Source organism: uncultured Legionella sp., from assembly GCF_937871865.1.
Classification (GTDB): Bacteria; Pseudomonadota; Gammaproteobacteria; order Legionellales; family Legionellaceae; genus Legionella.
Genome location: NZ_CALMPD010000268.1, coordinates 1 through 4,108 on the forward strand (window position 1 = coordinate 1; position 4,108 = coordinate 4,108).

Sequence of the window (4,108 nt, forward strand, 5' to 3'; positions counted from 1 at the left end):
TTCAATAGCAGAATAATCAACATTATGCAGTTTACTCGCGAAATGATAGCTCTGTTCGCTTTTGTTACTTTCAATTAAGTGTGCTAATTTTTCAATGGGATCTGTGTAGTTTATAACAATACTGTGTATCTTTCTGATGCAGGTTGCAAATAAGATAAAATTCTTTTCCTCTGCCCGAATTCCATCTTGAATCGCGTTGGGAACTGCTAATTGAGCCAGAGGTATGCAAAAAAGAGTTTTGCTATTTTGGGTAATGTATTCAAGTGCTTTTAGGCCATTATCTTGTAGGGCCATATTTTTTATTTGATCTTGTGAAAACCAGCACACTAGCGCTTTACTCAAATTTAAAAGGGTTGAAATGTCTTCTGAGGGATGAGCTAATAAATAGCTCTTTACAAAACAACTGGTGTCTTTAAAATGTAATTTAGAAAATGCTTGCTTGTATTGGGGGAAAAACTTTAGATTATCATACATAGGAACAACTGAGCTCGATTAAATCAGAGTCGGTCAGTTTATATACTCTATCTTGCTTCGTCAACTTAACTTTTTTCGCTATCATTAAGGCGTCTATGGTGAGCTGTGTTCCTTAGCCCACTAACTTATAAATATATTATATTCACCGTACCGGATGTATTTGGGGATGAGAGATAACTAAGCTTTCGAAAAATTTAATAAAAAGAGATCAAATCAATGTCATATACTAATAGGTGCCCAATTACTTTCGGGCGACTAACCAAAGAACGGGCTCTTTTAATAAAAGTTCCTAAACAGGATAACCAGCAAAAAGATATTTACTTTTATATTAGCGATGAGGGAACTCTGAGCCAGCTTTCTTCTTGTCCATTGTCAATGAGAAAAGGCAATTATTATGCACTTCAATTATCAAGTAAAATCCCTGTTTCTCACGAACATGTTAGCAATGAAGATGACGTAAATACGTTATTGCAAGGTAAGGATACTAATACTCTTATTGATGATAATGAGCTTCTTGCCAAAATTGATACAGAAAATAAATTCAATTGGCAATTAAGGACGTTCAAAAAAAATAATCAATAATCCATTTGAAGCGAATGCCCAAGAGATATTGGATTTCAATGATAATGGCCATCAGCCTTTTCCCGAGCCTATGTTCTTGTCTGCTCATCAATTCATAAGTGAATATAAGGCAAATTTTTTGAGGCATCCTCCTCCACAACAAAACATTTTTGATGCCTTCTTTAGACGGGATAATATTGCAACATATAATCATATGCTTAATCAAATAATCAATAATTCGTTAAAAGAAGAGCATGACTTATTATTTCTATTTAATACCTACAAAATGATATCTGAGATGGATAATGGCAAAATTAAAATTGCCCTCCAAAACGCGGTGTATGTTCAATTATCCAGATACATAGCTGGGCTCTTAGTGACGGTAGATACCATGTCTCTAATTGTTAATTTACTCGATGACAGCTTTTCATCCATTGGCTTAAGAATTACGTATCTGCTCTTTATCAGTTCCGCTCAAAATAGCCTGGAATGCTTATTAAGAGAAAATAAGAAGCCGGATGCGTATTCTATTTTCCATGCGATTTTTATTGATAATATCATCAAGCTCTCCAATCCCTTGGATATTTATGACATCAGTAAAAATGCGGTATCTAATACCTATGAATTTGTTAAATCCAATTTAAGTTTTTTCAGTAATAAATGGATGAAATCAGAACCAGTACACTATGAATTGCCGGAAGATGTTGCAAATATTCATCGACGCTTACATCGATAGGTTTTATCATCGTTGCCTTACCATTTCGAGCTGTATTTTGTGTGAGCCAGCAGGTTAAGCTGAATATCGAATCTATTTCATGCTAATCTTCTGGCACTTGACTACTGATTTAAATCGATCATAACATGCCTTTTTATATCATTGTGATCAGAATCGGGTCTTAAATGTTCGAAGAATTTTATAATCAATTGAAATCATTAAAGAATGATGCAGACAAGATAAAGGCTATCTCTCTACTTTTAATAGGATATGATGAGCTTGAAATAATAAATTTTAACCATATTTTAAAAATTTTAGTTTTATTTGAGCAATCCAATAGAGTTGCAGCATTTAATGCTTTGAAAAATAATCTTGCTGAAACATCCGCACAGGATTTTTTATCAGATATAGCAAACAGTAATATTACTGATGCTAAACTTAAATATACTATATTAGAGCATCTAGCCCTCTCTTTTTCCTGGGCAATTAATGAAGCACAAGCAAGAATGCTCCATACAAGCTTTCTCGGTACTCAATTTCAACAACAAATCCCGGTTTTAACTGAGCGAATGACAATGATTAATCCGCCTCCAATCAGTGGCGTACCAGTAATACCTCGTCCGAGGAGGCATCATTTAGGCTTTTACAATAGAGCCCAAGAAATTAAGACCAATACCTTTAATATACCTATTAACTTTGATATTCATAATGAACGCTATTGTGTTGTTCTGGTGCCATTTTATGACTATTTAAAACAAGGTGATCAAACAAAGACAATCTATGACTTACAACCTTTCTTACAAGGCCCTTATGGAATGCAGGCGGATTCATTTATACCTGATTTGAATGATAAAAGTTCTCTCGTGAATGTGTTAATGTTTACAGACAAAGAGGACATGAAGCAATTCAAATCCTGATTCTCTAGCCTTCCTGACGTATTCTTCCCTCAATAGCCGCGGTGAATGGCTGGGGTAATTTTTGTATGTATTCTATTATCGCTTCGTGGTCGTTCTGTCCAATACGCGTTATTGCTCCACGCTTCATGACAGAAAACACCCCGTTTCCGGCCGCAAGAAAATTATTGGTCGCCACGCTATAGATTTTATTCTTAATTAACGGTTTGCTTTCATGCATGATGATACTGATTTTATTACCCAATGGTTTTGAGGAGTCATAAGTGTAGGTTATGCCTGAAATGTGCAGCATATTGTCATAGGTACCCATCCATTGTTGCTCCAGGAGCTCATAAAGATCTTGTCCTGTTAAACTCACGGTTACAATAATATTTGAGAACGGAAGCATCGAATAGACATTGCCCCAAGTGACTGTTCCTGATTTCATGTCATCACGTAAGCTGTGGGGATTGGTTAATCCAATATCTGCATTCATTGCGGAACGGAATGCGTCAGCCACAAGATTTCCTAAATTGGACTCCCCATCATCGTTTGCTGCTCTTAATAAGTCATGCGCTAGAGTTCCAATGCTTCTGTTTATTTGGTGGTTTACCTTATTTTCTGCCAGCTGCACTAATTCCTGGGTCTGCTTATCCGGTTCGGTTCCTGGCCAATGATTGGCAAAGGTTGTGATAATTTTAGCCGTCTTTTGCATGACTTTATGGCTTTTAGGATCTACTTCAAGGGTTACTTCAGCAAAAGAAGCGCTGTAGCTGTTTGCTTGAGTTACCAAAATATTTATTCCATTACGATTGGGAAGGAAGGCATTTATAAATTGATGAGTATGACCTCCCATGACAACATCGATATCATCATCCAGTTCATTGACTATCTCTTTTATACTTCCTTCTACTTTAGTATTTATCCGGGTTTGACCTTCATAAGGTGTTTGATTACCACCTTCATGGATGAGAACAATAATTATTTTTGCTCCTTTTGCTTTTATTTCGGGAATGTATTGATTAATGGTTGCCGCCTCATCCAGAAATTCAATACCTTTTGCATGCTCAGGTAACATTGAATCAGCTGCCTTTTTTAATACCGCACCGATGAATGCGACAGGAATATCATCAAGCATTTTAATGATATAAGGAGGAAAAAGTGGTTTTTGGGTTTTTACATCAATTATATTTGCTGATATATAAGGATAGGTTGCGCCTGGGTAGTGAGGTAAGGCGATCCAGTGTTCAACGGGAGGATTATCGGTGCCATAAATCAAATCAAACAGTGCATTCTGCCCTTTGTCGAACTCATGATTGCCTATTGTGGCTACCAGATTGCACCGAGGATTCATTCGTTCTTCCGTGCTGCAATACTGGTTGCCTAAACTGTTGGTAAACAGAATACTGGGTTCGTCCTTGAGCAGGCCTGAAGAAGGGGGGGATGCACCGATCTGATCCCCCAT

At 36.7% G+C, this 4,108-nt stretch carries 5 protein-coding genes; 3 read left to right on the forward strand and 2 right to left on the reverse strand.

Annotation, left to right across the window (positions count from 1 at the left end):
* Positions 1–474, reverse strand: a 474-nt coding sequence (locus tag Q0495_RS14440) for a hypothetical protein (RefSeq protein ID WP_298627545.1), incomplete at its 3' end; no start/stop codon positions are given.
* 216 nt (positions 475–690) lie between these two features.
* Here Q0495_RS14440 and Q0495_RS14445 point away from each other — a divergent pair.
* The 3 genes from Q0495_RS14445 (at position 691) to Q0495_RS14455 (ending at position 2,667) form a co-directional block, all read left to right on the forward strand.
* The gene (locus tag Q0495_RS14445) at positions 691–1,056 is read left to right on the forward strand and encodes a hypothetical protein (protein WP_298627547.1); all 366 of its coding nucleotides are present in this window, start codon (positions 691–693) and stop codon (positions 1,054–1,056) included.
* Between the two features lie 118 nt (positions 1,057–1,174).
* Positions 1,175–1,771, forward strand: coding sequence for a hypothetical protein (locus tag Q0495_RS14450; protein WP_298627549.1), 597 nt, complete (start codon positions 1,175–1,177; stop codon positions 1,769–1,771).
* 164 nt (positions 1,772–1,935) lie between these two features.
* The gene (locus Q0495_RS14455; protein WP_298627551.1) at positions 1,936–2,667 is read left to right on the forward strand and encodes a hypothetical protein; all 732 of its coding nucleotides are present in this window, start codon (positions 1,936–1,938) and stop codon (positions 2,665–2,667) included.
* A gap of 4 nt (positions 2,668–2,671) precedes the next feature.
* On the opposite strand, the gene Q0495_RS14460 is transcribed toward Q0495_RS14455, so the two are convergent.
* The coding region (locus tag Q0495_RS14460) for a bifunctional metallophosphatase/5'-nucleotidase (RefSeq protein ID WP_298627553.1) at positions 2,672–4,108 on the reverse strand (1,437 nt) is incomplete at its 5' end.